Source organism: Dactylosporangium sp. NPDC000555 (assembly GCF_040300025.1).
In the GTDB taxonomy this organism is placed as follows: domain Bacteria; phylum Actinomycetota; class Actinomycetes; order Mycobacteriales; family Micromonosporaceae; genus Dactylosporangium.
Map to the genome: position 1 here is coordinate 12,651 of NZ_JBEPDB010000099.1, position 18,244 is coordinate 30,894.

At 73.3% G+C, this 18,244-nt stretch carries 20 protein-coding genes; 16 read left to right on the plus strand and 4 right to left on the minus strand.

Annotation, left to right across the window (positions count from 1 at the left end):
- Window positions 1-2 precede the first annotated feature (2 nt).
- The 5 genes from ABT297_RS37370 to ABT297_RS37390 are packed head-to-tail and all read left to right on the plus strand — an operon-like array spanning window position 3 to window position 5,174.
- Complete coding sequence (locus tag ABT297_RS37370; RefSeq protein WP_502885709.1) at window positions 3-1,145, plus strand: acyl-CoA dehydrogenase family protein; 1,143 nt, start codon at window positions 3-5, stop codon at window positions 1,143-1,145.
- 11 nt (window positions 1,146-1,156) lie between these two features.
- Window positions 1,157-2,080, plus strand: a complete 924-nt coding sequence (locus tag ABT297_RS37375; protein ID WP_350557309.1) for an acyl-CoA dehydrogenase family protein — start codon at window positions 1,157-1,159, stop codon at window positions 2,078-2,080.
- On the plus strand, window positions 2,073-2,918 hold the full coding sequence (locus ABT297_RS37380) for an enoyl-CoA hydratase (protein ID WP_350557310.1): 846 nt from the start codon (window positions 2,073-2,075) through the stop codon (window positions 2,916-2,918). Before ABT297_RS37375 ends, ABT297_RS37380 begins: the two co-directional genes overlap by 8 nt.
- A complete protein-coding gene (locus ABT297_RS37385; RefSeq protein WP_350557311.1) occupies window positions 2,915-3,655 on the plus strand; it encodes an SDR family NAD(P)-dependent oxidoreductase in 741 nt (246 codons plus the stop codon). Before ABT297_RS37380 ends, ABT297_RS37385 begins: the two co-directional genes overlap by 4 nt.
- The gene (locus ABT297_RS37390; RefSeq protein WP_350557312.1) at window positions 3,648-5,174 is read left to right on the plus strand and encodes a class I adenylate-forming enzyme family protein; all 1,527 of its coding nucleotides are present in this window, start codon (window positions 3,648-3,650) and stop codon (window positions 5,172-5,174) included. The genes ABT297_RS37385 and ABT297_RS37390 overlap by 8 nt, the downstream gene beginning before the upstream one ends.
- Here the strand turns inward: ABT297_RS37390 and ABT297_RS37395 are convergent.
- A complete protein-coding gene (locus tag ABT297_RS37395; RefSeq protein ID WP_350557313.1) occupies window positions 5,158-5,781 on the minus strand; it encodes a thioesterase family protein in 624 nt (207 codons plus the stop codon). The genes ABT297_RS37390 and ABT297_RS37395 overlap by 17 nt on opposite strands.
- A 117-nt stretch (window positions 5,782-5,898) precedes the next feature.
- Between ABT297_RS37395 and ABT297_RS37400 the strand changes: the two genes are divergently transcribed.
- Window positions 5,899-7,461 (plus strand): class I adenylate-forming enzyme family protein, encoded by a 1,563-nt coding sequence (locus ABT297_RS37400; RefSeq protein ID WP_350557314.1) that lies wholly within the window; start codon window positions 5,899-5,901, stop codon window positions 7,459-7,461.
- 87 nt (window positions 7,462-7,548) lie between these two features.
- On the opposite strand, the gene ABT297_RS37405 is transcribed toward ABT297_RS37400, so the two are convergent.
- Both ABT297_RS37405 and ABT297_RS37410 read right to left on the minus strand, forming a co-directional pair.
- Window positions 7,549-8,958 (minus strand): class I adenylate-forming enzyme family protein, encoded by a 1,410-nt coding sequence (locus ABT297_RS37405; protein ID WP_350557315.1) that lies wholly within the window; start codon window positions 8,956-8,958, stop codon window positions 7,549-7,551.
- A gap of 187 nt (window positions 8,959-9,145) precedes the next feature.
- Window positions 9,146-10,234 (minus strand): zinc-dependent alcohol dehydrogenase, encoded by a 1,089-nt coding sequence (locus tag ABT297_RS37410; protein ID WP_350557316.1) that lies wholly within the window; start codon window positions 10,232-10,234, stop codon window positions 9,146-9,148.
- A gap of 99 nt (window positions 10,235-10,333) precedes the next feature.
- Here ABT297_RS37410 and ABT297_RS37415 point away from each other — a divergent pair, with 99 nt between their 5' ends.
- The 5 genes from ABT297_RS37415 (at window position 10,334) to ABT297_RS37435 (ending at window position 13,868) form a co-directional block, all read left to right on the plus strand.
- Window positions 10,334-10,885 carry a 2-oxoacid:acceptor oxidoreductase family protein gene (locus ABT297_RS37415; RefSeq protein ID WP_350557317.1) on the plus strand — a complete coding sequence of 184 codons (552 nt, stop codon included), beginning with the start codon at window positions 10,334-10,336 and terminating at the stop codon, window positions 10,883-10,885.
- A complete protein-coding gene (locus ABT297_RS37420; RefSeq protein WP_350557318.1) occupies window positions 10,882-11,943 on the plus strand; it encodes a hypothetical protein in 1,062 nt (353 codons plus the stop codon). Before ABT297_RS37415 ends, ABT297_RS37420 begins: the two co-directional genes overlap by 4 nt.
- Before the next feature lie 26 nt (window positions 11,944-11,969).
- Complete coding sequence (locus ABT297_RS37425; protein WP_350557319.1) at window positions 11,970-12,749, plus strand: thiamine pyrophosphate-dependent enzyme; 780 nt, start codon at window positions 11,970-11,972, stop codon at window positions 12,747-12,749.
- On the plus strand, window positions 12,746-13,465 hold the full coding sequence (locus ABT297_RS37430; protein ID WP_350557320.1) for a GntR family transcriptional regulator: 720 nt from the start codon (window positions 12,746-12,748) through the stop codon (window positions 13,463-13,465). The genes ABT297_RS37425 and ABT297_RS37430 overlap by 4 nt, the downstream gene beginning before the upstream one ends.
- A gap of 169 nt (window positions 13,466-13,634) precedes the next feature.
- A complete protein-coding gene (locus tag ABT297_RS37435) occupies window positions 13,635-13,868 on the plus strand; it encodes a 4Fe-4S dicluster domain-containing protein (RefSeq protein ID WP_350557321.1) in 234 nt (77 codons plus the stop codon).
- Between the two features lie 10 nt (window positions 13,869-13,878).
- Here ABT297_RS37435 and ABT297_RS37440 read toward each other — a convergent pair whose 3' ends face one another.
- Window positions 13,879-14,103: a hypothetical protein gene (locus ABT297_RS37440; RefSeq protein WP_350557322.1), complete on the minus strand. Its 225-nt coding sequence runs from the start codon at window positions 14,101-14,103 to the stop codon at window positions 13,879-13,881.
- Window positions 14,104-14,158: 55 nt separating this feature from the next.
- Between ABT297_RS37440 and ABT297_RS37445 the strand changes: the two genes are divergently transcribed.
- From ABT297_RS37445 to ABT297_RS37465, 5 genes are all read left to right on the plus strand, one after another.
- On the plus strand, window positions 14,159-14,962 hold the full coding sequence (locus tag ABT297_RS37445) for an aminoglycoside phosphotransferase family protein (protein WP_350557323.1): 804 nt from the start codon (window positions 14,159-14,161) through the stop codon (window positions 14,960-14,962).
- A 118-nt stretch (window positions 14,963-15,080) separates the two neighbouring features.
- Window positions 15,081-15,527, plus strand: coding sequence for a cupin domain-containing protein (locus tag ABT297_RS37450; RefSeq protein ID WP_350557324.1), 447 nt, complete (start codon window positions 15,081-15,083; stop codon window positions 15,525-15,527).
- A 1-nt stretch (window position 15,528) separates the two neighbouring features.
- Window positions 15,529-16,263, plus strand: coding sequence for an SDR family oxidoreductase (locus ABT297_RS37455; protein ID WP_350557325.1), 735 nt, complete (start codon window positions 15,529-15,531; stop codon window positions 16,261-16,263).
- 42 nt (window positions 16,264-16,305) lie between these two features.
- Complete coding sequence (locus ABT297_RS37460; RefSeq protein ID WP_350557326.1) at window positions 16,306-16,920, plus strand: TMEM175 family protein; 615 nt, start codon at window positions 16,306-16,308, stop codon at window positions 16,918-16,920.
- A gap of 136 nt (window positions 16,921-17,056) precedes the next feature.
- A partial coding sequence (locus ABT297_RS37465; RefSeq protein ID WP_350557327.1) for an alpha/beta hydrolase occupies window positions 17,057-18,244 on the plus strand: 1,188 nt, incomplete at its 3' end.

The following is an 18,244-nucleotide window of genomic DNA, read 5'->3' on the forward strand; positions in this document are numbered from 1 at the left end:
GCATGACCGGCGTGGACCTTACTGACAGCCCCGCCGAGGCCGCGTTCCGGGCCGAGGCTCGCGAGTGGCTGCGCGCCAACGTGCCCGCCACACCACTGCCCTCCGGCGACACCCGCGAGGGCTTCGCCGCCCACCTGGAGTGGGAGCGGCGCCTCTTCGACGCCCGCTGGGCCGTGGTGTCCTGGCCGAAGGCGTACGGCGGGCGCGACGCCTCGCTGTGGGAGTGGCTCGTCTTCGAGGAGGAGTACTACGCCGCCGGCGCGCCGCAGCGGGTCACCCAGAACGGCATCTTCCTGCTCGCCCCGACGCTGTTCGAGTTCGGTACCGCCGAACAGCGCGACACCCTCCTGCCCCGCCTGGCCGCGGCGCGGGACCTGTGGTGCCAGGGCTGGTCCGAGCCCGGCGCCGGCAGCGACCTGGCCGCGATCGCCAGCCGCGCCGAGCGCGCACCGGGCGGCTGGCGGCTCAGCGGCCAGAAGACGTGGACCACCCGCGGCGCGTTCTGCACGCACCTGTTCGGGCTGTTCCGCACCGACCCCGCCGCGCCACGCCACCGCGGCCTCACCTACTTCCTCGTCCCGCTGGCCGCCGAGGGCGTCACCGTGCGCGGCTTCGGCCGCCTCGACGGCGACGAGGGCTTCGCCGAGGTCTTCTTCGACGACGTGTTCGTGCCCGACGCGGCCGTGCTCGGCGGCGTCGACCAGGGTTGGCGGGTGGCGATGGCGACCACCGGCTCCGAACGCGGCCTCACGCTGCGCTCGCCCGGCAGGTTCCTGCACACCGCCGAGCGGCTCATCGCCCTCGCGATCGCCCACCGGGACCGGCTACGCCCGGCGACCCGCGAGCGCGTCACCCGCGCCTGGCTGCGCGCCCGCGCGTACCGCCACTTCACCCTGCACCAGGTGACCGGGCTCGTCGAGGGCCGCCCGCCCGGCGCCCGGGCCAGCCTGAACAAGCTCTACTGGTCGCAGCTGGACATCGACCTGCACGAGGTCGCCCTCGAGCTGCTCGGCGCCGAGGCGATCCTGGACACGCCGTGGACCCGCGGCTACCAGTTCTCCCTCGCCGGCCCGATCTACGCCGGCACCAACGAGATCCAGCGCAACATCGTCGCCGAGCGGGTGCTCGGCCTGCCCAGGGCCTGAAAGGGGGAGCCGTGCGCTTCGCGCCGACCGATGACCAGGAGGCTCTCGCCGACGCCGTCCGCGAGCCGCTCGCCGCCGCCGACTGGGACGCCCTCGCCGCGATGGACGTCTTCGCCGCTCTCGTCCCCGCCGACGCCGGCGGGCTGGGCCTGGCCGAGACCGACCTGGTCGGCGTGCTGACGGCGGCCGGATACGCGGCCGCGCCGCTGCCGGTGTCCGCCACCGCGTTCGTCGCCGCGCCGCTGCTGGCGGCCGTGGGCGACCCGCGCGCCGCCGACGTGGCCGCCGGCCGGTCCCGGGTCGCGCTCGCCGGCCCGGGCGGCCTGGCCCCGTTCGGCGGGCACGCCGACTGGATCCTGCATCTCGACGGGGACAGTGCCCGCCTCGGGGCCGCGGCCGGCGCGCCGGAGTCCACCGTGGACACCGCCCTCGACGCCGTGCGGTCGACCGGGGCCGAGGTCCTCACCGGCGACCCCGCGCTCGTGGGCCGGGCACGGTTGCGCGCCGGGCTCGCCCTCGCGGCCGAGCTGGCCGGGCTCGGGCGGCGGATGCTCGACCTCACCGTCGAGTACGTCAAGCAGCGCCACCAGTTCGGCGTGCCCGTCGGCAGCTTCCAGGCCGTCAAGCACCACCTCGCCGACGCCGCGCTCGGACTGGAGTTCGCCGCGCCCGAGATCCTCGCCGCCGCGTGGGCGGTCGAGCACGACACCGACGCGGTCCGGGCCGTCGACGCCGCGGTCGTGCTCGCCGCCGAGGCCGCGCACGCCACCGGCCGGGCCGCGATCCAGTGCCACGGCGCCATCGGCTACACCGTGGAGTACGAGCTGCACCGGTACGCCAAGCGCGCCTGGGCCCTCGAGGCGCTCTGCGACACGGGCGCCCGCCTCGACCGCCTCGCCGCATCCCTCGACCTACCGGAGGCCACCCATGAGTGAAGACGACGTAGTGCTGTACCGCACCGACGGGCCGGTCGCCGTCGTGACCATGCACCGGCCGCAGTACCGCAACGCGCAGAACTCCAAGATGACGTACGCCCTCGACAACGCGTTCTACCGCGCCGCGGACGACGACGAGGTGAAGGTCATCGTCCTCGCCGGCACCGGCGAGCACTTCTCGGCCGGCCACGACATCGGCACGCCCGGCCGCGACATCGACAAGACCTTCCCACGCCGCGCCGGGCTGTGGTGGGACCACGTCGGCAAGGAGGGCGCCGAGAGCCGGTTCGCCCGGGAGTCCGAGGTGTACCTCGGCATGTGCCGCCGCTGGCGCGAGCTGCCCAAGCCGACCATCGCCATGGTGCAGGGCGCCTGCATCGCCGGCGGGCTCATGCTCGCCTGGTGCTGCGACCTCGTCGTCGCCGCCGACGACGCGTTCTTCGCCGACCCGGTGGTGCGCATGGGCATCCCCGGCGTCGAGTACTTCGCCCACCCGTGGGTCATGGGCCCCCGCTACGCCAAGGAGTTCCTGTTCCTCGGCGAGCGCGTGCCGGCCGACCGCGCCCTCGCGCTCGGCATGGTCAACCGGGTCGTGCCCCGCGCCGACCTGGAGTCGTCCACGATGGACATCGCGCACCGGATCGCGGCCATGCCGCGGCTCGGCCTGGCGCTGACGAAGAAGGCGGTGAACCAGGCCGAGGACCTCATGGGCCTGCGCGCGGGCATGGACTCGGTGTTCGGGCTGCATCACGTCGCCCACGCGCACAACGCCGAGGTCGGCAAGGACTCCCTCGCCGGGCACGACGCGCGCTCCATGCGCGACAGCGGCCGGTCGTGACGCAGCGGTACCTCGGCAGCGTCGCACTGGTCACCGGGGCCGCCTCCGGCATCGGCGCGGCGACCGTGCGGCGGCTGCTGCGCGAGGGTGCCCGGGTCGCCGCGCTGGACGTGACCGCCATGGACGGCAGCCCGGCGGACAGCGCGGACGTGCTTTCGCTGACCTGCGACGTGCGCGACGAGGCCCGGGTCGCCGACGCCGTCGCGCGCACGGTCGCGTGGGGCGGGCGGCTCGACCTCGTCGCCAACGTCGCCGGGGTCGCCTCCTACCAGCACACCCGCGACGTGACGTCGGCCGAGTGGGAGCGGATCCTGGGCGTGAACCTCACCGGCACGTTCCTGGTCAGCCGGGCCGCCCTGCCGCACCTCGTCGCCTCGCGCGGCGCGATCGTCAACGTCGCCTCGCTCGCCGGGGTGCGCGGCTGGCGGTACAGTGCCGCGTACTCGGCCGCGAAGGGCGGCGTCGTCGCGCTGAGCCGATCCCTCGCCGTCGAGTTCGCGCCCGACGGCGTGCGGGTCGCCTGCGTGTGCCCCGGCTCCGTGGACACGCCGCTGCGGGCGGGCCTGACGCCGGTACCGGACATGCATCCGAAGCTGGACGGGCGCGGCGGTGCGCTCGTCGACCCGCCGGTCGCGGACCCGGCCGAGGTCGCCGCCGCGATCGTGTACCTCGGCGCGGCCGAGGCCCGCTTCGCCACCGGCGCGGTGCTGCGGCTGGACGGGGGTGCCGGTGCCTGAGCCGTCCACCGTCGCCGACTTCGTGCGCGGCAACGACCCCGGCGGCGTGGCCTTCCACGCCCCGGAGGGGACGTTCACGTGGCGCGACTACGACGAGCTGTCCTCGCGCCTGGCACGGTCCTACGTGGAGGCCGGCTTCCTGCCCGGCGAGCGGCTGGCGGTGCTGGTGACCGGCGGCGCGCTCACCCACGTGGCCTACCTCGCCGCTCAGAAGGCCGGACTGGTGACCGTCGGCATCGGGCCGCGCGCCGGCGACGCCGAGATCACGCACCTGCTGCGTAAGACGGGCGCGGTCGCCCTGGCCACCCGTGCGACGCACCGCGGCCGCCCCGGCGCCGAGATCGCCGCTCGGTGCGGCGCGGCCCGCCACGTCGTGCTCGACCTCGACGCGCTGCCCCCGCCGCTGCCCTCGTCGCCGGCCGGCGGCCGGGGAATCGCGGCGGACGACGTCTTCTTCCTCAACTCCACGTCCGGGACGACCGGGGTGCCGAAGGTCGTGCGGCAGACCATGGACAACCGCAAGTACTTCGGCCCGCTCGCGCACGCCGCCGGCCGGTTCGGCCCGGACGAGGTGTTCGCCAGCGTGCTGCCGGCGCCGTACGGCTTCGGGCTGTGGAGCGCGCACGTCGTGCCGGCCATGTACGGCTACCCGACCGTGCTCACCGCCGAGTTCGACGCGGCGCAGACCCTGCGGCTTATCGCCGAGCACCGGGTCACCGTGCTGTGCGCGGTGACCGCCCAGTTCATCATGCTGCTCAACGATCCCGGGTTCGCCGCGGCCGACCTGTCGTCGCTGCGGGTCCTGTTCACCGGCGGCGAACGCGTGCCGGTGGCCCGCGCCCGCGAGTTCGAGGAGCGCACCGGCTGCGCCGTGCTGCAGTTCTACGGCTCCAACGAGGCCGGGCCGATCTCGGTGACCACCGTGGACGACCCACCGGAGCGCCGGCTGGCCACCGCTGGCCGGCCGATCCCGGCGATGCGGGTGCGGCTGCTGGCCGGTGGCGAGGACGCGGCCGAGGGGCAGGTCGCCGCGAACGGGCCCGGCTGCACGCCCGGCTACCTCGACGACGAGGCCGCCAATGCCGCCCTGTTCCGCCCCGACGGCTGGCTGCTGACCGGCGACCTCGGCGCGATCGACGAGGACGGGTACCTGTCCATCACCGGGCGGATCGCCGACTTCATCATCCGCGGCGGGCACAACGTCAGCGCCCTCGTCGTCGAGGAGGCGGTCGCGAGCCATCCGGCGGTGGCGGCGGTCGCGGTCGTCGCCGCGCCGGACCCGGTGCTCGGCGAGCGGGCGTGCGCCTACGTCGTGACCCGCGCCCCGCTCAGCCTCGACGACCTGCGGGGGCACCTGGACGCCGGCGGCGTGACGAAGCAGAACTGGCCGGAGCGCCTGGTGGCACTGCCGGAGCTGCCGCTGGGCACCGGCGGCAAGGTGGACAAGGCCGCCCTGCGCGCCGACGCCGCGGCGCGCTTCGCTACGGCTCCGGGCTGCTTCACTACGGCTCCAGGCTGATGAGCGTCTGCGCCACCTGGCCGTCGCCGGCCGGGCGGTCGTCCACGGTGGCGCGGACGTCGAAGAGGTACCGGCGGCCGCGCACCTCGGCGAGCACGGCCGTCACGGTCAGGTCCTGGCCCACGTGCGCCGGGCCGGTGTGCCGCACCCCGATCCACGTGCCCAGCGAGCCGGTCGCCGGGCCGAGGAGCGGGCGGAGCACGTCGGCGGCGGTATCCTCCATGAACGCGATCAGCGCCGGGGTGCTCAGCACCGGCTCGGTGTCCGGCACGTGGTCGGTGGTGACCGCCGCGGTGACGGGGAACAGCTTGGTGCACGCCGCGCCCGCGCGCACGTCGGCGCGCAGCAGGGCGTGCGGGCGGGGCACGCGCGCCGGGCCACGGCGGACCTTGAGGTCGGCGATGATGCGCTCGCCCAGGGCGATGCGCACGGTGGCCGCGTCGCCGTCGCGGGTCACGACCTGTGCCGACGGCGACCCGCCGATCGGGTCGCCGTGCCAGATCAGCTGCTCGACGTGGCAGCCGACGGGCAGCGGGATCGGCGGAAGGGCCGCGCTCACCGGCACATCGAGGGTCTTGCCGATCGGGGCCTGCCAGATGTCGTCCACGCGCACACTCCCGCCTTGACACGGTTGATCTGCCGGGAACAGAATGGCACAACCAAGCGCTTGTTTGGTAGACGGAAAGGGGAGCACGTGCAGTTCCCACCCGGAACGGCCCCAGCGGTGGGGAGCGTTCACGAGCGTTACGCCGCCGACCGCCTCGCCGAGGTCGGTCAGTGGGGCGAGGAGAACCTCCCGGACGTGGTCCGGCGCCACGCCGCGAAGCATCCCGACGGTCTCGCGTTCATCGCCGGGGACGACCGCATGACATGGCGGCAGTTCGACGCCTGGTCGACCGCGTTCGCGCGCCGGCTGGCCGAGGCCGGCCTGCCGCGCGGCGCCCGCGTCGGGGTCCTGCTGCCCGACGGGGTCGCCGTCCACGTGGTGTACCTGGCCGCCATCAAGGCCGGTGTCGTCGTGGTCGCGATCGGCCCGCGGGCGGCGCGCCTCGAGGTCCGCCACCTGGTCACCGTCGGCGGGGCGACCGCCCTGGTGAGCCTCGCCGACCACCGCGGCGAGCCCGTCGCCGACATGGTCTCGGGGCTCGGCATCGACACGCACATCGTGCTCGCCGACGCAGCCGACTTCGCCGAGACATCGGACACGTCACTCGACGGGCGGGAGCTCGGGCTCGGCGACATCCACCTGCTCAACTCGACGTCCGGCACCACCGGCATGCCCAAGTGCGTGGTGCACAACCAGAACCGCTGGTACTACTACCACGAGCTCGCGGTGGACTCGGGCGACCTGCGCGCCGACGACGTGTTCCTGACGCTGATCCCGGCGCCGTACGGCTTCGCGCAGTGGACCGCGAACTTCACGCCCACCCTGCTGGGCGCGCCCACGGTCGTCATGCCCCGCTTCGACGCCGACGAGGCGCTGCGCCTCATCGAGCGCGAACGGGTCACCGTCGTGTGCTGCGTCAGCACCCAGTTCATCATGATGCTCAACTCGCCGGTGCTCGAACAGGTCGACCTGTCGTCGCTGCGGTGCATGTTCACCGGCGGCGAGGCGGTACCGTTCGAGCGGGCCACCGAGTTCGAGCGCCGCACCGGCTCGAAGGTCCTGCAGTTCTTCGGCTCCAACGAGACCGGCGCCCTGTCCCGCACCTCCGTGCGCGACACCACCGACCAGCGCCTGCGCACCGCCGGCCGGGTCATCGACGCGATGCGGGTCCGCCTCTTCGCCGACGACGGCACCGACGTGACCGCCGTCGGCGGCCCCGGCCAGGCCGCGTGCGCCGGCCCGGCGACGTGCCTGGGATACTTCGCCGACCCGGAGGCGAACGAGAAGCTGTTCACGCCCGACGGCTGGATGCTCACCGGCGACATCTGCACCATCGACGCCGACGGCTACCTGCGGGTGGTGGACCGCAAGTCCGACTTCATCATCCGCGGCGGCAAGAACATCAGCGCCGCGGCGGTCGAGGACCAGGTCGGCACCCACCCGGCGGTCGCCATGGTCGCCGCGGTCGCCGTGCCCGACCCGACCTTCGGCGAGCGCGTCTGCGCTTTCGTCGTCCTGCGCGAGGGGTCCACCCTCGACCTGGACGCCCTGCGCGCCCATCTCGACGCCCGCGGCGTCTCCCGGGAGAACTGGCCCGAGCGCCTGGAGATCGTCGACGACCTGCCCCGCGGCTCCGGCGGCAAGATCGCCAAGGCCCAGCTCCGCCAGCGTCTGCGCTGAAAGTCGAGGGTGTGCCCTGCTCGTCGCCGAGCTGGACGGTGATGCCGTCCAGCTCGGCCTTGTTTTGTAACACCGCTCGGGCGACCGTTACGCCGGCTGAATCAGCCCCCGCAGGCGGGTCCGCTGGATCTGGCCCGTCGCCGGGGTTCGGGGGATCGCCGGCACCACCGCCACCCGCCGCGGCACCTTGAACGACGCGAGGCGGCCGTTGACGTGCTCGCGGACCGCGGTGACGGTCGGGGCCTCGCCGCCCGGCGGCACGACGACGACGGCGCACACGATCTCGCCCCAGCGAGGGTCCGCGACGCCGACCACGGCCACGTCGAGGACGCCCGGCAGGCCGCGCAGCGCGTGCTCGACCTCCGCCGGGCCGACCGACTCGCCGCCGGTGCGGATCACCTCGCGGGTGCGGCCGGTCAGATACAGGTAACCCTCGTCGTCGAACCGGCCGACATCGCCGGAGCGGTAGACGCCGTCGAGCGGGTCGGCGCCGAGGTAGCCGTTCATGAGCGCCGGGCCGCTGGTGCAGACCTCGCCGTCGTGATCCAGCCACAGGGCGTTGGGGGTCGCGGGGCGGCCGACGCTGCCGGGCTTGCGGGCCAGGTCCCAGTCGTGCAGGGCGGCCATGCGACCGGCCTCCGTCGAGCCGTACAGGATCGTGGTGGTGGTGCCGGGCAGCCGGGCCTTGATGCGCTCGACGAGGTCGCCGGCGACGCTGGACGTGCCGGTGTCGGCGTGCCGCAGCGAGCGCAGGTCGGCGCGGCGGTGCTCGGGGTCGAGCAGGCGCTCCCATACGGCCGGGATGCAGTACAGCGCGGCGGCGCGGCGGCGCTGAACCACGTCGATCATGTCGGCGGCGTCGGCGCGGCGCACCAGGTGCACGGCGGTGCGGTGCTGCCACGCCTCCATGACGTAGTGCCAGCCGCCGTAGTGGTACAGCGGGAAGGTGCACACCACGCCGCCGTCGCCGCGCAGGCCGCTGGTGAACGTGCCGCCGCCCGGCGCCGCGCGCAGCCAACTGGCCCGGTGGCTGACCAGGGCACCCTTCGGCGCGCCGGTGCTGCCGCTGGTGAGGTACAGGATGTGCGGCTCACGATCGTCCAGCGGCACCGGGGCGAAGCCGGCGGCGCCGCCGTCCAGGACGGACGGTGGCCGGACCGGATCGGTGAAGTCCACATCGGACACGACCAGCCGGGGGTCCACATAGGCTCGGACGCGGTCGCGCTCCGCGACCGGCAGGCCCGGGTTGACGGGCGCGAAGACGGCGCCGAGCCGCGCGCAGGCCACGAACACCTCGACGGAGCGCAGGGTCGGGGTCACGCACCACAGCACCGTGTCGCCGCGGCTGACGCCGAGGCCGGCGAGGGCGTTGGCGGTGCGGCCGGCCGCGGCGTCGAGCTCGCGGAAGGTCAGCTGGTCGGGGCCGAGCGTGGCCGCCACGGCGCCCGGGACGGTCAGCGCGGCCGTGGTCACGATGTCGCCGATCAACAGGCTCATGCCGTCACCAACGCCCGGTCTGGCTCGATGAGGCTTCGCGCTGATCGACCCAGACCAGGCGCCGCTTCGCTCCGGCAGCGGCACGAGCTGCACCTGCGCTCCTGATGAGCGGCCACTCCGCCCGGTCTGGCTCGATGAGGCTTCGCGCCGATCGATCCAGACCAGGCGCCGCTTCGCTGCGTACCGCTCATGCTCGGCTCCAGTCGAAGAGGTCGACCTGGGCGGGGCCGAGCGCGCCGAAGCGCCCCTTGTCGCGGGTGATCTCCAGGGCCTGCGGCAGCGCCTCGACGCCGGTCAGGCGGTGGGTGATCAGGCAGGACACGTCGACGTCACCGCGGCTGACCAGGCGCAGGGCGTGCTCGAAGGCGCCGCTGCCGGGGGAGTAGCCGCCGGCGCCCGAGCGGGGGTGCAGCAGCGTCACCGAGCGCTCCCGCATCCGGGCGAGGGGCGCGGGGGCCTGATCGGGCAGTACCGACACCATCACGATGCTGCCGCCGCGCCGCACGCAGGCGGCGGCCAGGCCGAAGGTGTCGGCGCCGGCGGTCTCGAAGACCACGTCCGCGCCGATGCCCTCCGTGGCGGCGAGGACCTCGGCGGCCACATCGGCGGCGGCGTCGAGGACCAGGTCGGCGCCGGCCCGCTCGGCCAGCTCCCGCTTCGCGGGGCTGCGGCCGCTGACCATGACGAGCCCGGCGTTGCCGTGCCGGGCGACCTGCGTGTGCAGCACCCCCATGACGCCGGCCCCGATGACGAGCACGCTGTCGCCGGGACGGACGCCGGCGGCCGCGTGGCCGTGGATCGCGCCGGCGAGCGGCTGGATCGCGGCGGCCTGCGCGGCGCTGACGCCGTCGGGCACGCGCACGAGGGTCCGCGCGGGGACCACGACGCGCTCGGCGAAGGCGCCGGGGCCGGTGAAGCCGAGGATGGCGGGGGAGGGGCAGGCGTCGGGCCGGTCCCGCCGGCAGGCGGCGCAGCGGCCGCACGCCGCGGTCTCCACGGCGGTGACCCGCGCGCCGGCCCAGGACTCCTCGACGCCGGGGCCGAGGGTGCGGACGACGCCGGCGAACTCGTGGCCACCGAACCGGGTGGGGCCGGCCGCCAGGCGGCCGGCGAGCACGGCGTGCATGGCGACCGGCTCGCCCGCCAGCAGCATGCACTCGGTGACGCTCGGCTGGACGCATGCGACGTCGACGACGACCTCACCCGGCCCGGGCACGGGGTCGGGGACCTCCTCGACGGCCGCGTCGCCGAAGCCGCGCAGGACCAGAGCCCGCATCCGTGACCTCCCTTGACGTTGGGATTAGATTTTGTATTCAATATTGAAACCACGTCAAGATTCAAGCAGCCTTCGAGGCCGAACCGTCGGGAGACGCCCATGGAGCGCGAGGTGCTCGTCACGGGCATCGGCGGGCAGGGAATCCAGCTGCTCGCCAAGACCCTTGCCCTGGCCGCCACCCAGGAGGGGCGATACGCCATGCTCGCCGCGGACTACGGCGGCGAGATGCGCGGCGGCCCGTCCAAGGCCGGCGTGGTCATCGGCGACGCCCCGCTGCGGGCGCTGCCGATCCTGCCCTCCGCCTGGTCGGCGATCTTCGCCCACCACCGCCACGCCGAGGGCGTCGAGGAGCGGCTGCGCACCGGCGCGCTGGTGCTGGCCAACACGCCGCTGGTCGACCCGGACGCGTTCCGCGACGACCTGCGCGTCTTCGCCGTGGACGCCGTCGCCGTCGCCCGGCGGGTCGAGGCGCCGGGCGCGTCCGGGTTCGTGCTGCTGGGCGCCTACAACGCGCTCACCGGGCTGGTCGGGGCGCCCGCACTGGTCTCGGCGATGGAGGAACTGCTCCCGCCGTACCGCCGCCAGCATGCCGCCGCCAACGCCCGCGCCCTGGAGGCGGGCGCCGAGGCACTGCAGGGAGTTTCCGCATGACGTTGCAACTGCTGGAGGGCAGCGCCGCGATCGCCGAGGCCGCGATCGCCGCCGGCTGCCGGTTCTTCGCCGGCTACCCGATGTCGCCGTTCACCGGCCTGCTCGAGCACATGTCGCGCCGGCTGTCCGAGGCGGGCGGGGTGTGCCTCAACGCCGAGAGCGAGATCGAGGGCGTCAACATGACCCTGGGCGCCGCCGCGGCCGGCACGCGCGCCGCCACCGGCTCCTGCGGCCAGGGCATCGCGCTCATGCAGGAGGCGATCGCCGAGGCCGCGCTCAACGAGACCCCGTTCGTCGTGTTCAACCTCGCCCGCAACCAGCAGGACTACTTCCAGGCCACCCGCGGTGGCGGCTGGGGCGACTACCGGACCATCACGCTCGCGCCGAAGGACATCCCCGAGGCCGTCGAGCACACGCAACTGCTGTTCCACCTCGCCGACAAACACCGCGCCCCGGTCATGCTCTACGGCGACCCGCTGCTGGCGCAGACCCGCGTCGGCGTCGACATCCAGCACCGCGACTTCGGCGAGCTGCCGCCGAAGGACTGGGCGCTGGACGGCACCGGCGGCGGCACCGGCCGCAGCCGGCAGGTGTGGACCTGGGCGATGGGCAAGGCCACCGATCCCGGCCCCGGCCCCGACGGGCACTGGCGGGCGATCGCCGAGAAGTTCGACCGCATCGGCGAGCTCGAGGCCCGCCACGAACAGTCCGATGTGGACGACGCGGAGACCGTCGTGGTGTCGTTCGGTTCCGCGGCCAAGTTCGTCGAGCACGTCGTGGCGGAGCTGCGCGCCGAGGGCCACCGCATCGGCTGGTTCCGGCCGATCACCCTGTGGCCGTTCCCGGGCGACGCGCTCGCCGCCGCCACCCGCACCGCCCAGCGGGTCCTCGTCTTCGAGCTCAACGCCGGACAGATGGTCGACGACGTGCGCATCCACGCCCACGACCGGCGGGCCGTGCGCTTCGTCGGCGGGGTCAGCATCGCCGAGTCCGGCCTGTCCTACGGCCCCCTGCTCGACGCCCCCGTGATCCGCCGACGCATCCTGGAGGCGCTATGACCGGTCCGGAGCGAAGCGGAGGCCGCATGACCGAGACGACGATTGATACGACTCAGCCGCCGGTGCGCGACGCGCGGCAGGTCGCCGACTTCAAGCCCAGCCTCATCCTCGGCGAGCACTCGCTGTGCCCCGGCTGCGGCGAGCCGGTCGCGCTGCGGGTGCTTCTGGAGGTCCTGCAGGAGCTGGACATCGTGCAGCGGACCATCGGCGTCGTGGGGCACGGCTGCTACGGCAGCTTCGTGCGCATCATGGACGTCGACGTCCTGCAGTGCCTGCACGGCCGCGCCCCGTCCTGCGCCACCGGCATCAAGCGCGTGCGCCCCGGCGTCGCCGTGTTCACCCTGCAGGGCGACGGCGACATGGCCAACGAGGGCCTGCAGGAGGTGCTGCACGCGGCCGCCCGCGGCGAGAACATCACCTGCGTGATGCTCAACAACGGCGTCTTCGGCGACACGGGCGGGCAGCAGACCGCCACCACCGTGCTGGGCCAGCGCACCAAGACCAGCATCGACGGCCGCGACCCGGCGGCCCACGGCTACCCGATCCCGGTCGCCGACCTCATCGCCGGGCTGCGCGGCGTCGGCTACGTGGCCCGCGGCGCGGTCTCCACCGCCGGCGCGGTCCTGCAGACCAAGCGGATGCTGCGCCGGGCGTTCGAGACCCAGCTGGCCGGCGGCGGCTTCTCCCTGGTGGAGATCCTCACCATGTGCCCGACCGGCTGGTTCGTCCCCACCGTCGAGGGGCCCAGCTACCAGCAGGACACCATGGAGCAGACGTACCGGCTGGGGGAGCTGGTGACCGGGTGAAGCTCGAGCGGTCCAACACCAGCGAGGCCGTCGCCGCCTACGTGCTGCGCCGCCTCTTCGACGGCGACCTGCGCAGCGGCCAGCGCCTCGACCTCGACGCCATCGCCGAGGAGCTCGGCGTGAGCCGCGTGCCGGTCCGCGAGGGCCTCATCCAGCTGGAGCGCGACGGCCTCGTCGAGCGCGCACACTACCGCCGGGCGTTCGTGGCCGAGTTCGACGACGCGACCGTGCGGGAGGCGTTCGAGCTGTACGGCATGCTCAGCGCCCTGACCAACCGGCGCGTCGCCCGCCGGCGCGACCCGGCGGTGCTGGAGGCGCTCGGCAAGCTCGACGAGGCCCTCGCCGGCTGCGACGGCCCCGACGAGTTCGAGTCCCTCGCCCGCGAGTTCCGCCGCGTCGTCAACGTCGCCGGCGCCGGCAACCACCTGCGGGCACTGCTGCGCACGTTCAGCGGCCTCGTGCCGGTCGCGGCCCGGTTCTCCATCGACGACGCCCTCGCCGAGGAGCGGGCGGCGCTGCACGCGGAGTACGTGGCGCTGCGCGACGGCGACCCGGCCGCCGCCGGCGCCGCGGCCCTGGCCCACCTGCGCCTGACCGCCGACAACGCGATCCGGGCGCTGCGCCGCCGCGGGGTCTTCCCGCCCGGCGACAGTTCGGACACCGACGACCCAGGCTGGGACGACGCCGCCCGGATCGTGGAGGGGAGCGAGGCATGAGCGGGACGGAGCGAAGTGCAAGTGACGGCGTGAGCGGTACGGAGCGGAGCGGCGCCTGGTCTGGGTCGATCAGCGCGAAGCCTCATCGAGCCAGACCGGGCGTTGGGGCCGCTCATAATGGGCGCAGGTGCAGCTCATGCCGCTGCCGGAGCGAAGCGGAGGTGTCGGCGTGAGCCGGACCACACGCGGGACCCTGGTCATCGACGTCGAGCGGTGCAAGGGCTGCGAGCTGTGCATCACCGCCTGCCCGCCGGACGTGCTCACCATGTCCAGCGCTCTCAACGAGCAGGGGTACCGCTACCCCGAGTTGCACGAAGGCTGCACCGGCTGCACCGCCTGCCAGCTGGTCTGCCCCGACTACGTGTTCTCGGTCTACCGGTACACTCGCACCCCCACGGCTTGATGACGTACCGCTACAGGACCGCGCCGCGAGGTGCCAGCTCCATGGTGGCCACGCCGCGCCCGTACAGGACGACCACCCGGTCGGCGTGGCGGGTGCGGATCATGCCGGAGTCGCGGGCGAGAGCGGTGATCGCGTGCTCGGCCACCTCGGCGACGTCGGAGGTGTCGGGCTCCTCGTAGGCGACGTCCAGACTGTCGCCGGTAATCAGCCGAACGCGCAGGACGACCTCTGCCACAATGGTCAGTCTACGCGTTCTGTCGGTGACGCTCGGTTACCAAGGAGTACAGCGGTTGACGAATGACGCGTCAAAGGACGAGCAGGAGTTGGCCGGCGGAGGGATCAACCGGGTGGTCCGCGTGGGCGACACCGTACGCCGGCCGTCGCAGCCATGGAGCTCACGGACGCACCAGCTCTTCACGCATCTGGAGGGGGCCGGCTTCACCGGCGCTCCCCGTTCGTTCGGCACCGACGAGCGGGGCCGTGACATCTACGGATACCTCGACGGCGAGGTCGGCCACTATCCCTGGACACCAGCGGTGGCCAGTGACGCGGCGCTGGCCACCGCCGGCCGCCTGGTGCGTGACTTCCACGCGGCCACCGCGGACGTCGCCGGGCGGTGGCTCGACGGCTGGCAGTGGCCCGCCCGCGAACCGGTCGAGGTCATCTGCCACAACGACCTCGCTCCCTACAATTGCGTGTATCGGGGCGAGCGGGTCATGGGAATCATCGACTTCGACACGGCGGCCCCCGGTCCACGCGCGTGGGATCTGGCCCTCGCCCTGTACCGGTTCGCTCCCCTCAGTCGCCCGGGAGACGGCGAATCCGTCGAGGATGTGACCCGGCGCCAGGCAGTTCGGTCGCGGCTCTTCCTGGACGCGTACGGTGCCGGCCCCGCGCTGCGCGTCGCCGCGATCGATCACGTCGTGCCCCGGCTGACCGCACACACCGACTTGATGCAAACCGCGGCCGCCGACGGCGACGAGAACTTCGCCCGGCACATCGCCGAAGGGCACCTCGACCACTACCTGAAGGACATCGCCTACCTGCGCGATCAGCACGAGGTCTACCGGGCGGCTCTCGCCGGCGAGTCGTGAACACGGCGGAGCATTTCTCGCCGTTCGCGACCGGGGCGAGTGTCACAACCCGCGGGCTTGTGCTGTCTTACGAGGGGTAGAGGGCACCGTCCGTCCCACTCCTCCAGGAGGTCTTGCCATGCCTGACGCCGAATCCGCGACTACTGGGCAGAAGCATCGATCGAACGCGTGGCAATCGGCGCTCACCGTGGTGCAGGAGGCGGAGCCTCCGTTCATCCCGGCGGGCGCGCACGCGATGACCGTCGTCATCGAGTTCCCGCCGGGCGACCCCGGCACCCCTCCGCACCGGCACCCCGGGCCGGCCTTCGGCTATGTCCTGGAGGGCGAGATGGTGTTCGAGCTCGAGGGTGAGCCGGCGCGTGTCGTCCGGGCCGGTGAGGCGTTCTGGGAGCCGGGCGGCGATGTCATCCACTACCAGGACGGCAACAACCGCGACGACCTCCCGGTGCGTTTCACCGTGACCATGCTCTGCGAACCGGGCAAGCCGATGCTCGCGCTCGTGGACGAGGCCGAGCTCGTCCAGCGTCAGAACCGCCGGGCCCCGCGAACCAGGAAGGGTCAATGACATGAAGATCGCTGTCATCGGTGGGACCGGGCTCATCGGATCGCAGGTGGTCAAGATCCTGAACACGAGGGGGCACGAGGCGACACCGCACTCGCCGTCCACCGGTCTGGATCTGCTCAGCCGCAAGGGCCTGCCCGAGGCGCTGACGGGCGCCGACGTCGTCGTCAATCTGACGAACTCGCCGACCTTCGACGAGGCCTCGCCCGCGTTCTTCCAGACGAGCATGGACAACCTGCTCACGGCCGCCGAAGCCGCCGGCGTCGGCCACGCGGTCATCCTCTCCATCGTGGGTGTCGGCGAGGTCCCGGACCTGGTCTACTACCGCGCGAAGGTGCTGCAGGAGAACATCCTCAAGGCCGGCCCCATACCGTACTCGATCGTCCGCGCCACGCAGTTCTTCGAGTTCGTCGACGCGGTGCTCGCCGAGACCGCCGACGAGCGCACCGTCCGCCTGCCCGCCACGCTCCTGCAGCCCATCGCCGCGGCCGACGTCGCCCACGCCGTGGCCGACGTCAGCGCGGGCGCCCCGCTGCGCGGCACCCGCGAGGTCGCCGGTCCCGAGGTCTTCGCACTCGACGAGCTGGGCAGGATCACCCTCGCCGCCCGCGGTGACCACCGCACCGTCGTCACCGACAACGGCGCCGGCATGTTCGCCGCCGCCTCGGGCGACGTCCTCCTCGCCAAGGACGGCGCCGCCATCGCCAAGACCACCTACCGGGAGTGGCTCGCGCGCTGACCCGTCCGGGCCTTGAGGAGGGGAGAAGGGCGGTGGCCCGGGGTGAGGACTACTCGACTCGAGGCGTTCAGCGACGGGGTGCTTGCCATCATCATCACGATCATGGTGCTGGAGCTCAAGCCGCCGGGCGGGCACCGCCTCTCCGACCTCGTCCACACGACCGGCGTCAGCCTGCTGACGTATCTTCTCAGCTTCGTCTACGTCGGCATCTACTGGAACAACCATCACCACATGTTTCACCTGGTGCGGCGGGTCACCGGCGGGGTGTTGTGGGCGAACCTGGCGCTGCTGTTCTGCCTGTCGCTGTTCCCGTTCACGACGGCCTGGATGGATGATTCGAGGTTCGCGCAGACTCCGGTCGTCCTGTACGGACTGAACCTGCTCATCGCGGCCATCGCGTACTTCGTGCTCCAGACGGTGATCATCCGGCAGGAGGGACCGGAGTCGCCGCTGCGGCGTGCCGTCGGCAAGGACCTCAAAGGCAAGGCCTCTCCGGTGCTGTACCTCACCGGGATCCTCAGTGCCCTGGCGATCGACGGCGGTGGCCATGCCGGAGTCTCGATCGCCCTGGCGTGCTTCGTCGGCGTGGCGATCATGTGGATCATTCCCGACCGCCGCATCGACCGGTTGGTCCGTCAGTACGACACTCCGGACTGACGTCGAGGGCTCCGCCACCGGCGGCCACCTCGAGACGCTACCGTCCGGTTACGGTCCGCTGTTGCCGCGGGCGCGGGCGGGGGATTAGCTTTCCGCTCGTCTGCCATGGTGGCGTCTCGGGCGGGAGCTGGGGATCATGGGGATCGACCACGCGGAAGAGACCACACGCGAGCTTCCCGCCGCGCCCGCGCGCTCGCGGCACAGACGGCCGCGCGGCCGGCGGGCCGTTGCGTGGGCCGCGGCGGCGCTCGCGACGGCGGGCCTGACCTGGGCGGCCTGGGCCGGGACGTTCGACCGCGTGCCGCTGCTCGACCGTGCCGTGGCCGGTGGCCTCGAAGTGGCGGGCTGCGCGCTGCTGCTCGTCGCGTGGTGGGGCCGGGAACGCCGGTGGGTCACCCGCACGCTCCCTCTCCTGCTGCTGTCCGTCGCCGTGCTCGTCGGCCTGATCGCGCTCACCCTGTGGATGACCGGCACGGTGACCGACGCCTACCCGCCGACGTTCGCGCTCTGGGTCGGCGCCGGGTTCGCCGCGCTCGCGGGATGCCCGCTGGTCCTGCGCCGCCGCCGCACCGGTCCTGCCGTCGCCTGGCGCAGGGCGACGGCCGTGGCCGCGGTGCCGTTGACGCTCGCGGGCGCGTTCACGCTCATCGACCAGCAGTACGGCATCTGGCCGCAGATCGGCGACGTGCTCGGCCACTCCGGGGTCATCGACGGTCAGCAGGCGCACGACCTGATCGGCGGCGCCGTCGGCGGCCCCGGTGGCGCACCACCGGCACACGGGGTGATCGTCAGCCTGGACGCCCCGGCCACCCGGTCACACTTCCGGCACCGCCCGGGCGTGGTGTTCCTGCCGCCCGCGTACTTCGGCCCCGGCCGCGCGACGCTGCCGGTGCTCGTCATGCTCGTCGGTTCGCCCGGCACCCCGATCAACTGGCTCAAGTCCGGGCACGCTCAGGACACCGACGACGCGTATGCCGCGGAGCACAACGGGCGGGCGCCGGTGCTGGTGGTGGTCGACCAGAACGGCTCCGCGACCGGCGACACCGAGTGCGTCGACAGCCCCCTGGGCAACGCCGAGACCTACCTGACCGCTGACGTGCCCGCGTTCGTCACCGGCACCCTGCACATCGAGCACACCGCGTCGAGCTGGGGCATCGTCGGGTTCTCCGAGGGCGGCACCTGCGCCCTGGACCTCGTCCTCGGCCACCCGGACATCTATCGGCACGTCGTCGACTTCGGCGGCGACGCGCGGCCGAACCTCGGCAGCCCCGCGCACACCCTGAGCGCGCTGTTCGGCGGCAGTGTCGCCGCTCAGCAGGCGCAC

Coding starts and splice junctions, on each gene's coding strand:
- ABT297_RS37370 (WP_502885709.1), top strand. CDS start 3: ATGACCGGCGTGGACCTTACTGACAGCCCCGCCGAGGCCGCGTTCCGG.
- ABT297_RS37380 (WP_350557310.1), top strand. CDS start 2,073: ATGAGTGAAGACGACGTAGTGCTGTACCGCACCGACGGGCCGGTCGCC.
- ABT297_RS37405 (WP_350557315.1), bottom strand. CDS start 8,958: ATGAGCCTGTTGATCGGCGACATCGTGACCACGGCCGCGCTGACCGTC.
- ABT297_RS37410 (WP_350557316.1), bottom strand. CDS start 10,234: ATGCGGGCTCTGGTCCTGCGCGGCTTCGGCGACGCGGCCGTCGAGGAG.
- ABT297_RS37415 (WP_350557317.1), top strand. CDS start 10,334: ATGGAGCGCGAGGTGCTCGTCACGGGCATCGGCGGGCAGGGAATCCAG.
- ABT297_RS37420 (WP_350557318.1), top strand. CDS start 10,882: ATGACGTTGCAACTGCTGGAGGGCAGCGCCGCGATCGCCGAGGCCGCG.
- ABT297_RS37425 (WP_350557319.1), top strand. CDS start 11,970: ATGACCGAGACGACGATTGATACGACTCAGCCGCCGGTGCGCGACGCG.
- ABT297_RS37450 (WP_350557324.1), top strand. CDS start 15,081: ATGCCTGACGCCGAATCCGCGACTACTGGGCAGAAGCATCGATCGAAC.
- ABT297_RS37455 (WP_350557325.1), top strand. CDS start 15,529: ATGAAGATCGCTGTCATCGGTGGGACCGGGCTCATCGGATCGCAGGTG.